This window comes from Pseudomonas sp. Mn2068 (assembly GCF_049319725.1).
GTDB lineage: Bacteria > Pseudomonadota > Gammaproteobacteria > Pseudomonadales > Pseudomonadaceae > Aquipseudomonas > Aquipseudomonas gingeri.
On record NZ_JBMOUG010000006.1, the window covers coordinates 97884 to 117061 of the forward strand.

The window sequence follows — 19178 nt, forward strand, 5'->3', positions numbered from 1 at the left end:
TTCAAAAGAAAAACGCAATTTGTTGATCGGACCCTGTCCGATCGGATCAACAATAAGGTTTCAAACTATAGATATATAGGCCCACTAGGCTTCGTCGTTATAGACGAACTTCGGCATTTCCCAGTGAAAGCGAATTGCCAACAGGCGTAGCAGAAAGCCACCAAAAAGCGTGATCAGAATCGCCTGTTCATTGGGCAGTTGCCAATAAGTACAACCGAGGAAACACCAGGCGGCGGCGAACGAGACGCTGGCATAGAGCTCGCGGCGAAAGACCAGGGGAATATCGTTGCAGAAGATATCACGCAGCACCCCGCCAAACACCCCGGTGATCACTCCGCTGACCGAAGCCACCATCATGCCCTGGCCCATTTCCAGGGCGGTCATGCACCCGATCAGGGTGAAGGCCACCAGGCCCAGGGCGTCGAGCACCAGGAACAGCGAGCGCAAGTGACGCATCAGCGGCGCGATGAACACCGTCACCAGGGCCGCGACCGAAGTCAGTACCAGGTACTCCGGATGCTTGACCCAGGTCAGCGGGTAATGCCCCAGCAGGACGTCGCGCACCGAACCGCCGCCAAGCGCGGTGACGCAGGCGATCAGCACCACGCCGAACCAGTCCATGCCACGCCGTCCGGCAGACAATGCGCCGGTCATGGCTTCAGCGGTAATGGCGACGAGGTAGAGCATCAGCAGCATGATGGCGATCCGGGCAGGAGAAGGCCCGCAGTCTACTGACTTGCGCCGCGCCCCAAAAGAGCGCAGCGCGGCAGGCACCGCTGCGGATCAGAACTTGATGAAATGCTTGCGGTAGTGCTGCAGCTCGGCGATCGACTCACGGATATCGTCCAGCGCCAGGTGCGTGCTGCCCTTCTGGAAACTGTCACGCACGTGCGGCGCCCAGCGCGCGGCCAGTTCCTTGAGGGTCGACACGTCCAGGTTGCGGTAGTGGAAATAGTTTTCCAGTGCCTTCATATGGCGGGCGAGAAAGCGGCGATCCTGGCAGATACTGTTGCCGCAGATCGGCGACTTGCCCCTGGGCACCCACTGTTCCAGGAAGGCGATGGTCTGCGCCTCGGCCTCGGCCATGCTGATGCGGCTCTCGCGCACGCGCTGGGTCAGGCCCGAACCGCCGTGCTGACGGGTGTTCCACTCGTCCATGCCGGCCAGCACTTCATCGCTGTGATGGATCGCGATCACCGGGCCTTCGGCCAGGGTGTTGAGGTTGCTGTCGGTGACGATGGTCGCCATTTCGATGATGACGTCGGTGTCCGGGTTCAGGCCGGTCATCTCCAGGTCAATCCAGATCAGATTCTGTGGGTTTTGCATGGGTTGGCTCCTCGGCGTAGCCGCACAGTTTAGCGCAGGCCGCGCTTGCCGGGCGTGCTAAACTCGCGACCGCTTGCCCCTCCCCGCCGATTCAACGACACGGAACACCCATGGCCAAACGCCAGCTCAACCGCCGCCAGAACTGGCGCATCGAAAAGATCCAGGGCGAACGCGCCGCACGCGCCGCCAAACGCGAATCCCAGGCCGTCGAGGCACTGGAAGGCGGCGACCTGGGCGCCGAGCAGACGGGCCTGGTGATCGCCCACTTCGGCGTGCAGGTCGAAGTCGAGGCACTGGAAGGCGAGCTCAAGGGCCAGGTATTCCGCTGCCATCTGCGGGCCAACCTGCCGGCGCTGGTGACCGGCGACCGGGTGGTCTGGCGTGCCGGCAACCAGGGTATTGGCGTGATCGTCGCGCAACTGCCGCGCACCACCGAACTGAAGCGCCCGGACAGCCGTGGCCAGCTCAAGCCGGTGGCCGCCAACGTCGACATGATCGTGATCGTCTTCGCACCGCTGCCCGAACCCCATGCCAACCTGATCGACCGCTACCTGGTGGCGGCCGAGCATGCTGGCATCCGGCCGTTGCTGCTGCTGAACAAGTTCGACCTGATCGACGAGCAGAATGCCCCGGCCCTGAACGCACTGCTGGCGGTGTATCGCACGCTGGGTTATCCGGTGCTGGAAGTCTCGGCCCATCACGGCAACGGCATGGAGCAGTTGCAACAACAACTGGACGGGCGCATCAGCGTGTTTGTCGGCCAGTCCGGGGTCGGCAAGTCCTCGCTGGTCAACAGCCTGCTGCCCGAAGTGGACACCCGCGTCGGCCCGCTCTCCGAACTGTCCGGTCAGGGCACCCATACCACCACCACCGCGCGGCTGTTCCACTTCCCCGGCGGCGGTGAACTGATCGACTCCCCGGGGATCCGCGAATTCGGCCTGGGACACGTCAGCCGTGCCGACGTCGAGGCGGGTTTTATCGAGTTCAACGACCTGATCGGCACCTGCCGCTTCCGCGACTGCAAGCATGATCGCGAGCCCGGCTGCGCGCTGCTCAAGGCCCTGGAAGACGGCCGCGTGCAGCAACAGCGGATGAACAGCTACCGCTCGATCATCGCCAGCCTGCCGCAGGACAGCTATTGACCTCTGTCGCCCCAAATGACTGAAACACCACCCAAACAACAAGGCCGCGATAATCGCGGCCTTGTTGTTTATCGGCTTATGAGCCGGTCTTCGGCTTGCCCGGTTCGTCCATCTTCAAGACACCGTCCTCGAAGATGTTCAAGCGCTGTCGCACCTCATGGGCGGGCAGCGGCTGCTTGTCCGCCGGCAACGCATTCGGGTCGGCCGGCACTTCGCCCGGCGCGCCCTGGCCCGGAGTCGGGACCGGGGCGGGCTTGTCGTCATCGGCACCCTGTTCGCCCTCGATGGCCTTCTGCGCCTTCTTGGTCAGCACGACGATATCGATGCGACGGTTGACCGGGTTGAACGGGTTGGCTTTGTCGAACAGCGACGACGAAGCATAACCCACCACCCGCGCCACTTGCGTGTCCGGATAGGTCCCCGCCACCAGTGCCCGACGGGCCGCGTTGGCGCGGTTGGCCGACAGTTCCCAGTTACCGAAGTCACCGGAGCCTGCGTACGGCTTGGCATCGGTATGACCGCTGATACTGATCTTGTTCGGCACCGCCTTGATGGTGTCGGCCATGGCCAGCAGGATGTCTTCGAAGTAAGGCTTCAGGCGCGCACTGCCGGAGTCGAACATCGGCCGGTTTTCCGCGTCCATGATCTGGATACGCAGGCCGTCCGGGGTGATCTCGAACTGGATCTGATCCTTGAACTTCTGCAGCTCAGGGCTCTCGTCGACCTTCTTGTGCAACTCCTGCAGCAGCAACTCCAGGCGCTCTTTCTCGACCTGTTCGGCCATGCTCTCGACCTGGTCGGTGTCGACCGTGACCTTGTCCGGTTGCGGCTGGGATTTGACTTCCGGATTGAGGGTCTTGTCCGGCGCCAGCACCGGCGAACCGCCCAGGTCGATGATGTAGGGCGTGCCGCTCTCGGAGAAGCCGATCGGGTCCTTGAAATAGCCGGCGATGGCGATCTTCTGTTCCGGGGTCGCCGTAGACAGCAACCACAGCACCAGGAAGAACGCCATCATCGCCGTCGCGAAGTCGGCGAAGGCGATTTTCCAGGCGCCACCATGATGCCCGCCGGCAAAGCGCTTGACGCGCTTGATAATGATCGGCTGATTGTTTTCCATGACTCAGCGACCGCGAACCGCTTGTTCCAGCTCGGCGAAGCTGGGACGGTGCTTCGGATACAGGACCTTGCGCCCGAACTCCACCGCCAGCGAAGGCGGCATGCCCGAAGCCGAGGCCACCAGGGAGGCCTTGATCGCTTCGTAGATATTCAGCTCTTCCTTGGCGTCGTGGGTCAGGGAAGTCGCCAGGGGACCGAAGAAACCGTAGGCGGCGAGAATACCGAAGAAGGTACCTACCAGGGCCGCCCCCACGTGCAGGCCGATGGACTTCTGGTCGCCTTCGCCCAGGGAAGCCATGGTCACCACGATCCCCAGTACCGCCGCGACGATACCGAAGCCGGGCATGGCGTCGGCGATGCCGGTCACCGCATGGGCCGGATGCTCCAGCTCTTCCTTCATGGAGAACAGCTCCATGTCGAACAGGCCTTCCAGCTCATGGGGAGCCATGTTGCCGGAGGACATGATGCGCAGGTAATCGCAGATGTAGGCGGTCATGCGCTCGTCTTTGAGCACGGCCGGGTACTTGGCGAAGATCGGGCTGGCGGCGGCGTCTTCGATATCCCCTTCAATCGCCATCATGCCTTCGCGGCGGCTCTTGTTGAGGATCTCGTAGATCAGGCCCAGCACCTCGAGATAGAAAGTGTGGGTAAAGCGCGAACTGAACATGCCCAGGGATTTCTTGACCACGTGCATGGTCATGTAGCCGGGGTTGGCCTGCAGGAACGCACCGAAGGCCGCGCCACCGATGATCATCACCTCGAAGGGCTGGATCAGGGCGGCAATCTTGCCGTGGGAAAGCACGTACCCGCCGAGCACGCTCGCGAATACGACGATGATGCCGATAATTTTAGCCATAGGTAGAGAGCACTTACTGAGTCGGGTTCAAGGTCATATTCGGAAGTTAATAAATCTCTTCTTCTCCTTATCGGCGAATCTGCGCCAGACTATAGCCAGTTCAGGCGAAAAGCCAGAAAACCGGCCATGTGCCAGCAACGCCGGTCGATTGCGCAGCGCCTGCCCAGCCCTTTACGGGCCTGTTAACAGTGATGATGACCGCGCTCGAATATGGCTAACGAAACGACTGTCTCCACGCAGAAACCCGACACGCTGCAGGGCTGGATCAAGCTGCTGCAAGGCGTGCGTTTACCCGTCCCCCAGGACAGTCACGACCGCGTCTGCCGGGCCATCCGCGACAACCGCAGCTCGCTGCGCGATATCGCCGAGCTGATGCAGGACAGCCCCGCGCTGGCGCTGAGCGTGATCTGCGAAGCCAACCACCACACCCACGGCAGCATGACCGAGCCGGCCGAGAACCTCGAGGTGGCGATCAATCGCCTGGGCCTCAAGCGCACCGAAGAACTGCTCGAACGCCTGCCGGCGCGACCACCGGAAGAAATCCCGGTGGCCCTGCGACAGTTGCAGTTGATCAGCCAGCACGCCAGCCAGCAGGCCAACGGCCTGTTCGCCGCACGCCTGGCGCGACTCTGGCAGGACATCCACTGGGGCAGCCTGCTGTTTCTCTCGCCCTTGTGGCCTCTGGCACTGACCCATCCGAAGCTCCTCGAAAACTGGGAGCTGCGGGTGCTGCACAAGCACGAACCGGCCGCCGCCGTCGAACGGGAACTGTTCGGCATCCGCCTGCTGGAGCTGTGCCAGGGGCTGGCCGATGTCTGGCGCCTGCCGGTGTGGGTGACCCAGGGTTATCAACTGCTGCTCACCGAACAGCGCACCCTGGCCAGGGTGCTGCATATCGCCCGCGACAGCGATGACCGGCTGCACCAGCAACAGCGGCTGGATGCCGATCCGGCTCTGCGCCGCTGGCTGAACCAGCCCGCCAATACCGTGCTGCTGGCCAACGGCCTGGCCCTGGCCGCGCAACAGGCCTGGGACAGCCCGCACTGCCTGCGCTGGCAACTGCTGTCGAGCCTCTACCTGCAACAGCCGATGGATGAGTTGCAGCAACAGATCCACCAGCAGGCGGCCCAGAGTGCCAACCAGCATTCGATGGAAGACCTCTGGCACCCGGCCGAAGCCCTGATCTGGCCCTGGCATGTCCGCCGCGTGCATGCCGGACTGCTGCCGGCCCCGGCCCCCACCGCCGAGGCGCTGGGCACCTGGCGCAAACACTGCGCACAGCTGCTGGCCGAGCCCGGTCGCTTCACCAATGCCATGCACCTGACCACCGTCGCTCGCGACGCCCTGGTGGCCTGCGGCATGCGCCGCGTGATGATCCTAATGGCCGACCGCAGCCATAGCGCATTGCGGGTCAACCAGATCGCCGGCCTGCCCAGGGAAGCCGCCAACCTGATCTTCCAGGTTGCCCAGAGCACCGTCTTGCAGCGCCTGCTGAGCCAGCCGGCGCAGATCCGCCTGACGCCGGCCAACAATGCCCAGTTCTCCGCTCTCCTGCCCGGCAACCTGCGGGCCCAGTTCCCCGGCGAGCACTTGCTGCTGCGTTCGTTGAGCAACAATGGCCGGGTGATCATGCTGATCATGGCCGACCAGGAAGGCGGGCCGCTCTCGGAAATGACCGTGCAGGCCTTCGGCAAGACCGCGCAGTGCATCGAGAAAGCGCTGCAAGCCTTTACCAACCGCAGCGCCTGAAGCTTGCGCTACAATCCTCCCTTTTGCGTCCAGGAGACCTCACATGCCTGACTTCTCTGGCTTGCCGCTGGTGATCGAGCCCAGCGACCTGCTGCCGCGCCTCGACACGCCCGGGCTGATCCTGGTGGACCTGACCAGCAGCGCCCGCTATGCCACCGGGCATATTCCCGGCGCGCGTTTCGTCGACCCCAAGCGCACCCAGCTGGGCCAGCCGCCAGCGCCCGGATTGATGCCGCCGAAGGCCGCGCTCGAAGCGCTGTTCGGCGAACTGGGCCACAACCCGGATGCGGTCTACGTGGTCTATGACGATGAAGGCGGCGGGTGGGCCGGACGCTTTATCTGGCTGCTGGATGTCATCGGCCACGGCCGTTACCACTACCTCGACGGCGGCCTCCTGTCATGGCTGGCCGAAAGCCTGCCGGTGTCCACCGACACCCCGGTGGCCGCCGGCGGCCCGGTGGCCCTGACGCTGCACGACGAACCGACCGCCACCCGCGACTACCTGCAGTCGCGCCTGGGCGCCGCCGACCTGGCGATCTGGGACGCCCGTGGCCCGCTGGAGTACTCCGGTGAAAAAGTCCTCGCCGCCAAGGGCGGGCATATCCCCGGCGCCGTGAATTTCGAATGGACCGCCGGCATGGACCAGGCCCGCAGCCTGCGGATCCGCAAGGACATGCCGGAGATTCTCGACAGCCTGGGCATCACCCCGGACAAAGAAGTCATCACCCACTGCCAGACCCATCACCGCTCCGGCTTCACCTACCTGGTGGCCAAGGCGCTCGGTTACCCGCGCGTCAAAGGTTATGCCGGCTCCTGGGGCGAATGGGGCAACCACCCCGACACCCCCGTAGAGATTTGAGATTTCCAAGGACCCTTGATGAAAAAGCGTTTGTTCATCCTCAGCCAGTACCTGCTGCCCCATCACCTGCTGTCGCGCCTGGCCGGCTGCATCGCCGAATGCCGCGTGCGCTGGTTCAAGAATGCCTTCACCGCCTGGTTCGCCAGGCGCTACCAGGTGGACATGTCCCAGGCGCTGGTCGAAGACCTGACCGCCTACGAGCACTTCAATGCCTTCTTCACCCGTGCCCTGAAAGAAGGCGCACGCCCCCTGGACCAGACGTCGGGGGCAATCCTCTGCCCGGCCGACGGTGCCGTCAGCCAGCTCGGTCCTATCGAGCATGGCCGCGTGTTCCAGGCCAAGGGCCACAGCTACAGCGTCCTCGAACTGCTGGGTGGCGACGCGGCGGTCGCCGCGCCGTTCATGGGCGGTGACTTCGCGACGATCTACCTGTCGCCCAAGGACTACCACCGGGTGCACATGCCACTGGCCGGCACCCTGCGGGAAATGGTCTACGTGCCAGGGCGGATCTTCTCGGTCAACCAGACCACCGCCGAAAACGTCCCGGAGCTGTTCGCCCGCAACGAGCGCGTGGTCTGCCTGTTCGACACCGAGCGCGGCCCGATGGCCGTGGTGCTGGTCGGGGCGATGATCGTCGCCTCGATCGAAACCGTCTGGGCTGGGCTGGTGACGCCGCCCAAGCGCGAGCTGAAGAGCGTGCGTTACGACGAAGCCGCCCGCGCGCCGATCCACCTGGAAAAAGGCGCCGAGTTGGGCCGTTTCAAATTGGGTTCCACGGCCATCGTGCTGTTTGGTCCCGAGCAGGTAAAATGGGCTGAAGGCCTGGTGGCCGGTTCACCGGTGACCATGGGCCAGGGTTTGGGCCTGCCCCGGGAAGCCTGAGTCGCGGGCTATCCTGAGACTTCACCCGCCGGACAAAGAGTCGCAGCCTGATCCGACCGACAGGGCTGCGTCCTTTCCGTATAGCTGCTAGAGTCGTGGCATTATATTGCCATCAATTTTTTGTCACCCCGCCCATGGATGGCGCCTGTTGTTTCTTTGCTGGAGCTGGCCCGCTACATGAGTAATCCGAGTCCTCACCTGTTGTTGCGCGCGCCAACGCCCACGCAGTTGAGCTTGTCCTTCTGCGATGGAACACCGCGCGATCTGAAGCGTTGGATCGCCGAACTGCCGAAAGCCAATCTCGGAGAAACCGCGCGCCTGCTGTATCAGGGCCTGGGCGAACTCAACCAGTTGCTCACCCCCAGCGAAAACCGCCTGCAGTTGCTCGAACTGATGCGCCCCGAGGTGTATTACGTCTGCAAGCACCTGGAGCGGCACTTCCTCAATCAGTCCATCGTCCTCGATGAGCGCCCGCGCAAGGTCGCCAACCTCTGCCAGGCCCTGCAGAATCACCTGGCCATCGGTTACAAGCAGATCGCGATGCGCGTCGCTTCGCGCTTCAGCAAGGACCGCACGGCCCTGATGACCATCGGCATCCAGCGGGCCCTGCATTGCCTGAACGGTCCGCTGATCCGCGCCAGCCAGCTGTATTGCCCCGTGCCGGAAAGCCTGTGGTTCGAAGTCCACCAGTTGTACCAGCTGGCCATCATCCATCAGGTGCAGGGCAACCCGGTACGGGATGAACTGGCGAGCCAGACCCAGTCCCTGACCATCGAGCAGACCTATATCGTCGCGCTGCTGCTGGGCTGTTCACGCAGCAACCAGATGCGCCAGAACAATATCGCCCGCCTGGCGGAAGTCCTCGAGCCCTGGAGCGCGCTGGTCACGCTGCAGAGTGCCGGCCTGCCGTCGAGTCTCTTCGCCATCGCCCCCGCGGCCGATGCGCCACCGCGCTACACCTCGCTGTTCCTCGACGAGCAATTGCCGGGGCTGATGGGCATCAACACCCTGCCCCTGGTCGCGGCCATGAAGGATTACCTCGAACTGCCCGCCGACCAGCGCGGCCAGTCGCGCCTGCTGGTGCCCTCCGGCTTCAGCCTGGACACCCTGCAACACCTTTGCGCGGCCTGGGGCGAAGCGGCCGAGCGGACCTTCCAGCGCACGCCGGGACAAGGCGAACTGACGCTGTGTATCGGCATGAGTGCCCTGCACTACTACCTCGGCGGGCAACGTTCCTTCAGCGAAATCCTCAAGCGCCCGGTCGCCAGCCGCGCGGCGCATTTCACCGCGCAAATGGCCAACAGCGCGGAAAAGGACAGCTGGACGCTCGCCTTCGACGCCGAGCGCCACGGCAGTGCCGATACCCTGCTGCCCTACGAGGAAATCCAGTATCACCCCACGGAGGCCGAGGTCAGCCAGGCGGCCGCCAACAGCGCCGAGGATTTCCCGACCTTCGGCCTGCAGATCATCAACCACAGTCCCGGCGGCTATTGCCTGGCGTGGCCCAGGGAGGTCCCCGGCCAGTTGCAGGCGGGAGAACTGGTGGGCATCCAGGATTCGACGGCCCAGGGCTGGAGCGTCGCGGTGGTGCGCTGGATCCGCCAGGTCCGCAGCGGCGGCACGCAGATGGGCATCGAGCTGGTCGCACCCCATGCCCAGCCCTGCGGCCTGCAACTGGTGCGCGGCAGCGAAGAGAGCAGCCAGTACCTGCGCGCCCTGCTGTTGCCGGAAATCAGCGCCATCGGGGTGCCCGCCACGCTGCTGGCACCGCGCCTGCCCTTCCAGGAAGGCCACAAGGTGGTGATCAACACCAATGGCGACGAACGCCGCGGCGGGCTGAACAAACGCCTGGCCAGCACCGGCAGCTTCAATCAGTTCGAATATCGGTTGTTCGAGCAGCCGGTAGCGATCAAGAGCGAATCGGCCGCGGGTGGCGCGGCGGGACACGAAGAAGATTTCGGCTCGCTATGGAAAACCCTGTAGGAGCCAAGCCAACCCCTTGTAGGAGCTGGCTTGCCAGCGATGGCGTCCGGACGGACACCACAAGACTCTAAACGCTCATCGCCGGCAAGCCGGTGCCCTTCCTCAGTTCTGCCCTTCGCGATCGCGGAACCCCAGCAGGTACAGGACGCCATCCAGTCCCAGGGTGGAAATCGCCTGCTTGGCCGACTGCCTGACCAGCGGCTTGGCGCGGAACGCCACGCCCAACCCGGCAATCGCCAGCATCGGCAGGTCGTTGGCGCCGTCGCCGACGGCGATGGTCTGCTCCAGGCGCAAGCCTTCCTTGTGGGCCAGTTCGCGCAGCAGGTCAGCCTTGCGCTGGGCGTCGACGATCGGCTCGATGGCGACACCGGTGCACTTGCCGTCGACCACTTCCAGTTCGTTGGCAAACACGTAGTCGATGCCCAGCTTCGCCTGCAACTGCCGGGCGAAATAGGTAAAGCCGCCCGACAGGATCGCGGTCTTGTAGCCCAGGCGCTTCAACTCGGCGAACAGGGTCTCGGCCCCTTCGGTCAGGCGCAGCGAGGCGCCGATCGAATCCAGCACGCTGACGTCCAGCCCCTTGAGCAACGCCAGGCGCTCCTTGAAGCTGGCGCGGAAGTCCAGTTCACCGGCCATCGCCCGCTCGGTGATCGCCGACACCTGCTCGCCGACGCCAGCCGCCTTGGCCAGTTCGTCGATGACTTCGGCCTCGATCAGTGTCGAGTCCATGTCGAACACCGCCAGGCGCCGATTGCGCCGGAACAGCGAGTCTTCCTGGAAGGCGATATCGACGTTCAGTTCCTGGGCCACGCTGAGGAACTCGGCACGCAGCGCCTGCGGATCGGCCGGTTCGCCGCGGACCGAGAACTCGATGCAACCCTTGCCCTGGTCGACCGGGGTGTCCAGCGGCATGCGCCCCGACAGGCGGTCGATATGATCGATGTTCAGGCCGTACTGCGCGGTGATCGAACTCACCCGCTGCAACTGCTCGGCCGTGACCTTGCGGGTCAGCAGGGTGACGATATGGCGCTTCTTGCCCTGGCCGTCGACCCAATGCTGGTAATCGGCTTCCGACACCGGGGTGAAGCGGACCTGCTGGTCGAGCTTGTAGGCGGTGAACAGAATATCCTTGAGCACCGACGAGGCCTGCTCGGTGCTCGGGATTTCAACCAGGATGCCAAACGACAGGGTGTCGTGGATAACCGCCTGACCGATGTCGAGAATGTTCACACCACCTTGTGCCAGCACGCCGGTAATGGCCGCGGTGAGACCCGGACGGTCCTCACCGGTGATGTTAATCAGGACGATTTCGCGCAAAGCGCACCCCCGTTCGTTAAAAAAGTCGCATTCTACTCACTTTCAGTGACCATCGGCACCGCCAGCGCTTTGCCGGTCTAGGGCCTCTCGCTATACTGCGCGTCAACTTCACGGACAAAAGAGCCGCGCTCAGTGAACCGGCCCACGCCAGTCAAAACCGATAACTTCTTCCTGCTGATCTTCCGGGCATTGCGTCACCGCCGTGTACCGCTTGCATTGCGTATCGCCAGCCACAACGTGATTCTCGTCGCGCTGGCGCTGGTCATCTACGCCTGCGTGATGGGATTGCAGTTCAAGGAAGCCATGCATCAGCAGGCCGATGCCCTTGGCCAGAGCCTGACCACCCAGACCGCCACGTCCGCGACCGAGTTGCTGGTGTCCAACGACATCCTCAGCCTCAACGTGCTGCTCAACAACCTGACGAAAAACCCGTTGGTGGCCCACGCGGCGATCTACAGCGTCGACAACCGGATCCTCGCCGAGGCCGGCCAGCGTCCGAAAAGCGGCCTGCTGGGGGAAACCGAAGGGGTCTACCAGACCAAGATCACTTTCCAGGACGTGACCGCCGGCAACCTGCGGATCAGCCTGGACATGGCCCAGTTCCAGCAGCCGATGACCATCAGCCTGCAAAGCATGGGCATTCTCAGTGCGATCCTGCTGGCATTGGCCCTGGCCTTGAGCCTGCGTCTGGGACGGCATATCTCCACGCCGTTGCTGCAACTGCGGGTCTGGTTGCGGGACATGGACGAGCACACCCCGGCCACCCAGCGCCAGGACGAAATCGGCGACCTCGCCCGCCAGTTGCATTCGCGCTTTGCCCCGGTCAAGCCGGAACCCGAGCCCGAGCCGGAAATCGACTACGACGAGACCGACTACGAGGAAGAGCCCGCCGAGCCGAGCTTCCAGGTGCGCAACCTGCGTGACCCCAGCTTCGACGAAAGCGCGGCAGTCCCGACGCCCAAGCCGGCGCCGCGGCATATCGTCAGCACCGCCGAAGACGATCTCGACCTGGACGAGGAAGACCCGTTCGCCGACCTGCGGGAAACCCCGCGCAGCGCCACCGCCGTGGCGCCAAGACCAGCGCCGGTGGTGCCTGCGCAGCCCCAGCACAGTGCCGTGCTCGCGGTCCAGCTGGGCGCCCAGGATCAGTTGCGTCGCCTGCCCCGGGCCCGCCTGACCGAACTGCTGGAACGGTATCGCGACTGCCTGGACCAGGCCGCCTCGCTGTACCAGAGCGAACTGCACACCTTGAACGACGGCAGCACGCTGATGCTGTTCCATACCGAGGACAGTGGCGACGACTACCTGACCAACGCCATCTGCTGCGGCGAATTGCTCAGGGCGCTGGGCCACCAGTTGCAGATCGAAGTCGCCGACAGCGGCATCACCCTGCAACTGCAACTGGGCCTGACCCTGGGTGACGAGCTGTTCGGCATGAGCCAGATCGACCTGCTGCTGACCGAAACCGCCCAGGATGCCCTGGCGCTGTCGCAGCACAGCCGCAACCTGCTGCTGGTGGAGCGACAGATCAGCGACGATGCGCTGATCCGCCAGCGCGCCCGTATCCGTCCGATTGCCAGCCCTGAAGGCGCCTGCTGCGTGGAACGCCTGATGGAACCCTACCCGTCGATGCTCGAACGGCAACTGGCGCGGATGCACGAGAACAGCGGCAAGTAACCGGCCCCCGGTCAATGCAGGACAACAAAAAGCCCGCTTCGACGCGGGCTTTTTGTTGTCTCGAATACAGGCCTCAGAAACGAAACACTTCCATGTCCGTACGGATCGGCGAAGCCATCGGAATCTTCGGTTTCTCCGGCTCGGCCTGTTTGACCGGAGCCGGCGCCGCCGCCGGCTTGCGCACTTCCACCAATGGCGGCTGATTGGCCAGCGGCTTGAGTGCCACGCTCATCTGTTCGGCCAGGCGCTGCAACAGCTCGCCCTGAGCCTGGACCTGCGCTGCCGAGGTGCCGGCATGCTGCTGCTCGAGGTGGACGATACGGTTGTCGCGCACCTGCCCACGACGATCGAGCAAACGCCATTGCGCGTCCAGGATCGCCGGCTGCTTGGCACCGGAGTCCAGGCGGGTGATCGACAGCAATACCTGCACATCCGGCGTCGTGCCCGGAGTCGCCGGCGACAGCACCACGCGCTGGCTGTCCAGGCGCCAGGCCAGTTGCCGGACCAGCAGTTGATTGATGTCCGAAGACAGGCTGCCAGCCCAGCGGCCATCGGTCGCCGCCGTCAGGCTGCCATCCGGCTGGCGTTGCAACAGGGTTTCGCGTTGCAGGTAATCGGCCAGGGACACAGGTCCCAGGACCACGGACATGCCCGCGCTTTGTTGAGGTTGGCCCGGCGTGCCACTGTCCAATTGATACAAAGAAACCGGTTGGTGAACGCTGCAGCCGGCCAAACCGAGCACACCGGTGAGCAGCAACATAAGAGGAAGGCGCAGAACAGTCATCATCCCATCCAGGTGGCCACCACAAGGCATGCCACAGTCTGATCCAGAAAATTCGTTTGGGCACTCCGCCACGCGGGCACCCAAGAGGCGCATATCATCCGTGAATATGCGCCATGACTCCAGTGTTGCAGCGTCGATCCTGCGCTAAAAAGCTAGGACAAACGCTCTAAACCGGCTTAATTGCCAGCTTCTACCAATAACGCATCGACCCGCTGGAAGCCCCGCGGCAGTTTATTGCCACGCCGCCCACGCTCGCCCTTGTAGTGCTCCAGGTCATCGGCCTTGAGCGACAAGGTACGTTTGCCGGCCTGCAGCACCAGCGTCGCGCCATCCGGGATCACCGCCAGGTCGGTGACGTACTCTTCCCGACTGGCGACCCGCTCACCGGGAATACCGATGATCTTGTTGCCCTTGCCCTTGCCCAGTTGCGGCAGGTCGCTGATCTTGAAGATCAGCAGGCGACCCTCGGTGGTCACCGCCGCCAGCCAGTTCTGCTCGCGGTCGGTCACCGGCTTGGGCGGCATCACCTTGGAACCGTTGGGCAGACTCAGCAGGGTCTTGCCCGCCTTGTTCTTGGCCTGCAGGTCCTCACCCTTGACTACGAAACCATACCCGGCATCGGAAGCGATGACATACAAGGCCTCGTCTTCCGGCAACAGCACACATTCGAAGCTCGCACCCGGCGGCGGCGTCAGGCGACCGGTCAGCGGTTCGCCCTGGCCACGCGCCGACGGCAACGTGTGGGCCGCCACCGAATAACTGCGCCCGGTGGAGTCGATAAACACCGCAAACTGGTTGGAACGCCCCGCTGCCGAGGTCTTGAAGCCATCACCGGCCTTGTAAGACAGTCCAGTGGCGTCAATATCATGGCCTTTTGCACAGCGAACCCAACCTTTTTCCGACAAAACGACTGTTACCGGCTCGGTGGGCATCAATTCGTTTTCCGACAGCGCCTTGGCCTCGGCACGGGAAACGATCGGCGAACGACGGTCATCGCCATAGGTTTGCGCATCGGCGAGCAGCTCGGTACGCACCAGTTTCTTCAGCTTGGTCTCGCTGGCCAGCAGCGCTTGCAGCTTGGCCTGCTCCTTGAGCAGTTCATCCTGCTCGGAGCGCAACTTCATCTCTTCCAGCCGCGCCAACTGACGCAGGCGGGTATCGAGGATGTAGTCCGCCTGGATCTCGCTGAGGGCGAAACGCTCGATCAGCCTGGCCCGCGGGTGTTCCTCGGTACGGATGATATGGATCACTTCATCCAGGTTGAGGTAGGCGATCAGCAAGCCGTCCAACAGGTGCAGGCGCTTCTCGACCTTGTCCAGGCGGAACTTCAGGCGGCGACGGACGGTGTTGACCCGGAATTCCAGCCATTCCACCAGCAAGGTGCGCAGGTTCTTCAACTGCGGCTTGCCGTCCAGGCCGATGATATTGATGTTGACCCGGTAGCTGGACTCCAGGTCGGTGGTGGCGAACAGATGCTGCATCAGCTCGTCGAGGTCGATGCGGTTGGAGCGCGGGATGATCACGATCCGGCAGGGATGCTCGTGATCGGATTCGTCCCGCAGGTCGGCGACCATCGGCAGCTTCTTGGCCTGCATCTGCGCGGCGATCTGCTCCAGCACCTTGGCCCCGGAGACCTGATGCGGCAGGGCATGCACCACGATATCGCCGTCTTCGATGCGATAGACCGCGCGCATGCGTACCGAGCCACGACCGGTTTCATAGATCTTCAGCAGGTCGGCCTGCGGGGTGATGATCTCCGCTTCGGTGGGGTAATCCGGGCCGGGAATGAACTTGCACAAATCCTCGACCGTGGCCTTGGGCTCATCCAGCAGGTGCACACAGGCGTTGGCCACTTCCCGCAGGTTGTGCGGCGGCACGTCGGTGGCCATGCCCACGGCGATGCCGGTGGTGCCGTTGAGGAGGATATTCGGCAAACGTGCCGGCAATACGGCGGGTTCGTCGAGGGTACCGTCGAAGTTCGGCACCCAGTCCGCGGTGCCCTGACCCAGTTCGCTGAGCAGCACTTCGGAATAGCGCGACAACCGCGACTCGGTATAACGCATGGCAGCGAAGGACTTCGGATCATCCGGCGCACCCCAGTTGCCCTGGCCGTCCACCAGGGTGTAGCGATAGCTGAACGGCTGCGCCATCAGCACCATGGCTTCGTAGCAGGCCGAATCGCCGTGGGGGTGGAATTTACCGAGCACGTCACCGACGGTCCGCGCGGACTTCTTGTGCTTGGCGTCGGCGTCCAGCCCCAGCTCACTCATGGCGTAGACGATCCGCCGCTGTACCGGTTTCAGGCCGTCGCCGATATGCGGCAGTGCACGGTCCATGATCACGTACATGGAGTAGTTGAGGTAGGCCTGTTCGGTGAAGTCAGCCAATGACCGGCGTTCTACGCCATCCAGGCTGAGATCAAGGGAATCGCTCATGCGGGCCTCATCAGTTCGTAGTCTGGCGCAACGGCAAAGCGCCGCCACGCTGGGTGAATTCAGGTTTGTTCAAAGCACTCGACACAAGGCCGGCGCGCTTGCCAGGCAAGCACCGGCTCATGATCCGGCGCTCCAGCCACCTTCCGGCGCAGCAAAACGCCAGACGATCGGCCGGGCCTCGCCATCGGCGCGGGCCCCGTTGTTGTTATCCAGGCCGATCCACGCCCCCTCGGCGTCGACCACCAGGGCTTCGGCCAGGCCGTAGTTCTGCGGATAGATACGCGGGGCGGTGAGCGCTTCGGCGGCAAACGACCAGCAGCGCTCGACCTGCCCGCTGTGCGCATCGCGGCGACAGATCCGGTAGGCATTGCGTTCCAGGGTGAACAGCTTGCCATCGAACAGCGACAGATCGGCAAAGTCCCGGGTGGCCGCCTTGGCCTTGGGAAACTGTGGCGGCTGCATCTCGCGACCCCCTTCGCTGAGCAGCACGCAGGCGCCCTCGCAATCCCACACCGTCTGCTGGCGCTTGACCAGCAACAGGCCCCGGCGCTCGCGCTCGGCAGCCAGCCAGAGACGGTCACCTTCCGGGCTGACGGCCAGGCCTTCGAAGATCGCATTGAAATGCAGCAACATGCCACTGCCCCGCGCCTGGCGTACCAGGTTCGGGGTGATCTTCAGCCACTCCGGCGCGCCGTTCGCGGGTACTTTGAGGACCGCGGCGTGGGCTTCGCTGACGATATAGCGGTTACCCGCGTCATCACAGCTCACCCCCTCGAAATCCAGCTCGCCACCCCGGACGAACGAGGCCGCCCAGGTGCGCACCTGCAAGCCCCAGGGCAAGCCGCTGTCCGGCACCGGCGGCACTTCCAGGTGCACGCCCTCGGCCTGCCAGACCCGGTTCGCGGTATCCAGCCGGTAGAGCAGATCGTCGTCGCGATCCGAGACCGTCCACAACGTCTTGCCACACAGCGCCAGCCCGGACAGGTTGCCGCCGCGCATGCCTTCGACCGGGTGCTCGGACAGCAACTTCAGTTCGGGAAACCCGGGTTCCGCGCTCGAATCGGCGAACGCCGGCCAGGCGACGAGCAGCAACAGCGCCGCAAGGGCTCTGCGCATCAGGCCAGCACCTCCGCCAGGTCGCCCTTGGATTCCAGCCAGCTCTTGCGGTCACCGGCGCGTTTTTTCGCCAGCAGCATGTCCATCATTTCCGAGGTCGCCTCGAAATCGTCCAGGGTCAACTGCACCAGGCGCCGGGTGTTCGGATCCATGGTGGTTTCGCGCAGTTGCGGCGGGTTCATTTCGCCCAGGCCCTTGAATCGGGTGACCTGCGGCTTGCCACGTTTCTTCTCGGCCACCAGGCGATCGAGAATACCGTCGCGCTCGGCCTCATCCAGGGCATAGAAGATTTCCTTGCCGAGGTCGATCCGGTACAGCGGTGGCATCGCCACGTAGACGTGACCGGCATCCACCAGCGGTCGGAAATGCTGGACGAACAAGGCACAGAGCAAGGTAGCGATGTGCAGGCCGTCGGAATCGGCGTCGGCGAGGATGCAGATCTTGCCATAGCGCAGCTGGCTCATGTCCGCCGCACCCGGATCGACACCGATGGCCACGGCGATATTGTGTACTTCCTGGCTGGCGAGCACTTCGCTGCCGTCGACTTCCCAGGTATTGAGGATCTTGCCGCGCAACGGCAGGATCGCCTGGAATTCCTTGTCCCGCGCCTGCTTGGCCGAACCGCCGGCGGAATCACCCTCCACCAGGAACAGTTCGGAGCGCATCGGGTCCTGGCCGGCGCAGTCGGCCAGCTTGCCCGGCAAGGCCGGTCCCTGGGTAATACGCTTGCGTTCGACCTTCTTGCTGGCCTTCAGGCGGCGGCCGGCGTTGTTGATCGCCAGCTCGGCCAGTTGCATGCCCAGTTCGGGGTTGGCGTTGAGCCACAGGCTGAAGGCATCCTTGACCACCCCGGAGACAAACGCCGCGGCTTCGCGGGACGACAGGCGTTCCTTGGTCTGCCCGGAGAACTGCGGCTCCTGCATCTTCATCGACAGGACAAAGGCGATCCGTTCCCAGACGTCTTCCGGCGCCAGCTTCACGCCACGCGGCAAAAGGCTGCGGAATTCACAGAACTCGCGCATGGCATCGAGCAGGCCCTGGCGCAAGCCGTTGACGTGGGTGCCGCCCTGGGCCGTGGGGATCAGGTTGACATAGCTTTCCTGGACGCTGTCGCCGCCTTCGGGCAGCCACAGCAGGGCCCAGTCCACCGCCTCCTTGTTGCCGGCCAGGCTGCCGCAGAACGGCTCGTCCGGCAGGCGTTCGAAGCCGCTGACCGCGTCCACCAGATAGGAACGCAGACCATCTTCGTAATGCCACTCGACCTTCTCGCCGGTGGCCTTGTCCTCGAAGCTGACCAGCAACCCCGGGCAGAGCACCGCCTTGGCCTTGAGCACATGCTTGAGGCGGCTGACGGAGAACTTCGGCGAGTCGAAATACTTCGGGTCCGGCGCGAAATACACGCTGGTACCGGTATTGCGCTTACCCACGGTGCCGACCACTTCCAGCTCGGTGGCCTTGAAGCCGTCGGCGAAGGTCATCTGGTATTCGTTGCCATCACGCTTGACCCGGACCCGCACCTGGGTCGACAGGGCGTTGACCACGGAAATGCCCACGCCGTGCAGGCCGCCGGAGAACTGGTAGTTCTTGTTGGAGAACTTGCCGCCCGCGTGCAGCTTGGTGAGGATCAGCTCGACACCGGACACGCCCTCTTCCGGGTGGATATCCACCGGCATGCCGCGTCCGTCGTCGGACACTTCCAGGGAATGATCGGCGTGCAGGATGACCTGCACCGACTTCGCGTGCCCGGCCAAGGCTTCGTCGACGCTGTTGTCGATGACTTCCTGGGCAAGGTGGTTCGGCCGACTGGTGTCGGTGTACATGCCCGGGCGTTTGCGCACCGGGTCGAGGCCCGAGAGGACTTCGATGGCGTCTGCGTTATAAGAGCTAGCGCTGGGAGTGGCCATGGGGTCTCGTCGTCAGTCGTCTATGAATAGGG

Annotated in this window: 15 protein-coding genes; 6 read left to right on the top strand and 9 right to left on the bottom strand. The window is 63.9% G+C overall.

The window, feature by feature from the left end:
- Nucleotides 1-84 precede the first annotated feature (84 nt).
- Both ACL9RJ_RS15580 and orn read right to left on the bottom strand, forming a co-directional pair.
- Complete coding sequence (locus ACL9RJ_RS15580; protein WP_177083818.1) at nucleotides 85-699, bottom strand: trimeric intracellular cation channel family protein; 615 nt, start codon at nucleotides 697-699, stop codon at nucleotides 85-87.
- Nucleotides 700-783: 84 nt separating this feature from the next.
- Complete coding sequence (orn, locus tag ACL9RJ_RS15585) at nucleotides 784-1326, bottom strand: oligoribonuclease (RefSeq protein WP_212810420.1); 543 nt, start codon at nucleotides 1324-1326, stop codon at nucleotides 784-786.
- A gap of 110 nt (nucleotides 1327-1436) precedes the next feature.
- Here orn and rsgA point away from each other — a divergent pair, with 110 nt between their 5' ends.
- Entirely contained in the window at nucleotides 1437-2468 is a 1032-nt protein-coding gene (gene rsgA / locus ACL9RJ_RS15590; RefSeq protein ID WP_017125082.1) for a small ribosomal subunit biogenesis GTPase RsgA, read from the top strand.
- Between the two features lie 76 nt (nucleotides 2469-2544).
- Here the strand turns inward: rsgA and motB are convergent, their stop codons facing one another.
- Both motB and motA read right to left on the bottom strand, forming a co-directional pair.
- Nucleotides 2545-3585, bottom strand: coding sequence for a flagellar motor protein MotB (motB, locus tag ACL9RJ_RS15595; protein WP_017125083.1), 1041 nt, complete (start codon nucleotides 3583-3585; stop codon nucleotides 2545-2547).
- 3 nt (nucleotides 3586-3588) lie between these two features.
- Nucleotides 3589-4440 (bottom strand): flagellar motor stator protein MotA, encoded by an 852-nt coding sequence (gene motA, locus ACL9RJ_RS15600; protein ID WP_017125084.1) that lies wholly within the window; start codon nucleotides 4438-4440, stop codon nucleotides 3589-3591.
- Nucleotides 4441-4650: 210 nt separating this feature from the next.
- Here motA and ACL9RJ_RS15605 point away from each other — a divergent pair, with 210 nt between their 5' ends.
- The 4 genes from ACL9RJ_RS15605 to ACL9RJ_RS15620 all read left to right on the top strand — a co-directional run bounded on the left by ACL9RJ_RS15605 (nucleotide 4651) and on the right by ACL9RJ_RS15620 (nucleotide 9913).
- A complete protein-coding gene (locus ACL9RJ_RS15605) occupies nucleotides 4651-6189 on the top strand; it encodes an HDOD domain-containing protein (RefSeq protein ID WP_017125085.1) in 1539 nt (512 codons plus the stop codon).
- Nucleotides 6190-6232: 43 nt separating this feature from the next.
- Nucleotides 6233-7048 carry a rhodanese-like domain-containing protein gene (locus tag ACL9RJ_RS15610; RefSeq protein WP_177117816.1) on the top strand — a complete coding sequence of 272 codons (816 nt, stop codon included), beginning with the start codon at nucleotides 6233-6235 and terminating at the stop codon, nucleotides 7046-7048.
- 18 nt (nucleotides 7049-7066) lie between these two features.
- Nucleotides 7067-7930 carry an archaetidylserine decarboxylase gene (gene asd, locus ACL9RJ_RS15615; RefSeq protein WP_103033102.1) on the top strand — a complete coding sequence of 288 codons (864 nt, stop codon included), beginning with the start codon at nucleotides 7067-7069 and terminating at the stop codon, nucleotides 7928-7930.
- A 177-nt stretch (nucleotides 7931-8107) separates the two neighbouring features.
- Nucleotides 8108-9913, top strand: a complete 1806-nt coding sequence (locus ACL9RJ_RS15620; RefSeq protein ID WP_042934917.1) for a hypothetical protein — start codon at nucleotides 8108-8110, stop codon at nucleotides 9911-9913.
- A 102-nt stretch (nucleotides 9914-10015) separates the two neighbouring features.
- Here ACL9RJ_RS15620 and serB read toward each other — a convergent pair whose 3' ends face one another.
- Nucleotides 10016-11230: a phosphoserine phosphatase SerB gene (serB, locus tag ACL9RJ_RS15625; RefSeq protein ID WP_017125088.1), complete on the bottom strand. Its 1215-nt coding sequence runs from the start codon at nucleotides 11228-11230 to the stop codon at nucleotides 10016-10018.
- 132 nt (nucleotides 11231-11362) lie between these two features.
- On the opposite strand from serB, the gene ACL9RJ_RS15630 reads away from it, so the two are divergent.
- Nucleotides 11363-12907 (top strand): AhpA/YtjB family protein, encoded by a 1545-nt coding sequence (locus ACL9RJ_RS15630; protein WP_177083388.1) that lies wholly within the window; start codon nucleotides 11363-11365, stop codon nucleotides 12905-12907.
- A 73-nt stretch (nucleotides 12908-12980) separates the two neighbouring features.
- On the opposite strand, the gene ACL9RJ_RS15635 is transcribed toward ACL9RJ_RS15630, so the two are convergent.
- The 4 genes from ACL9RJ_RS15635 to parE all read right to left on the bottom strand — a co-directional run bounded on the left by ACL9RJ_RS15635 (nucleotide 12981) and on the right by parE (nucleotide 19146).
- Nucleotides 12981-13667 carry a PqiC family protein gene (locus ACL9RJ_RS15635; RefSeq protein ID WP_017125090.1) on the bottom strand — a complete coding sequence of 229 codons (687 nt, stop codon included), beginning with the start codon at nucleotides 13665-13667 and terminating at the stop codon, nucleotides 12981-12983.
- A gap of 200 nt (nucleotides 13668-13867) precedes the next feature.
- Nucleotides 13868-16126, bottom strand: a complete 2259-nt coding sequence (gene parC / locus ACL9RJ_RS15640; RefSeq protein ID WP_177083390.1) for a DNA topoisomerase IV subunit A — start codon at nucleotides 16124-16126, stop codon at nucleotides 13868-13870.
- A gap of 117 nt (nucleotides 16127-16243) precedes the next feature.
- Nucleotides 16244-17242 (bottom strand): esterase-like activity of phytase family protein, encoded by a 999-nt coding sequence (locus tag ACL9RJ_RS15645; protein WP_178991071.1) that lies wholly within the window; start codon nucleotides 17240-17242, stop codon nucleotides 16244-16246.
- On the bottom strand, nucleotides 17242-19146 hold the full coding sequence (parE, locus tag ACL9RJ_RS15650) for a DNA topoisomerase IV subunit B (protein WP_103033103.1): 1905 nt from the start codon (nucleotides 19144-19146) through the stop codon (nucleotides 17242-17244). The genes ACL9RJ_RS15645 and parE overlap by 1 nt, the downstream gene beginning before the upstream one ends.
- Nucleotides 19147-19178 lie beyond the last annotated feature (32 nt).